Source organism: Novosphingobium sp. B-7 (assembly GCF_000410615.1).
GTDB lineage: Bacteria > Pseudomonadota > Alphaproteobacteria > Sphingomonadales > Sphingomonadaceae > Novosphingobium > Novosphingobium capsulatum.
Map to the genome: position 1 here is coordinate 454 of NZ_KE148376.1, position 335 is coordinate 788.

Below are 335 nucleotides of genomic sequence, written 5' to 3' on the forward strand. Positions count from 1 at the left end.
GATTTCCGCGCTCACGCTGGATGACAATATCGCGGTAGCCGCGATCGACGCGGCAGCCGCTGGCACAGCCGACAGCCCCGCCCGGATAACCCCGCCAGCGGGCCTCACCATCAGCGGCACCGTGCGCATCGGCCCCGGCGATCAGCCTGCCCTCCCCCGCCGCACCCTGCCGGGGTCAGACGCTTGGCGCATTGATGGCGTGGTTCCCGCCGGCAAGACCTGGCGCATACCCCTGGCCCTGGCCGATCCGGCAGCGCGGGCAGCATGGGTGCTGCGCGGGATGCTGGTGGCACGCGGCGTGACGGTGCGCGGCAGCACCCTGGCCCGCCATCGCG

The 335-nt window shown here is 73.1% G+C and carries 1 pseudogene; it reads left to right on the plus strand.

Going from position 1 to position 335, the window contains the following annotated elements:
- A pseudogene (locus H926_RS33415) lies at positions 1 to 335 on the plus strand (D-alanyl-D-alanine carboxypeptidase/D-alanyl-D-alanine-endopeptidase); the annotation flags it as partial.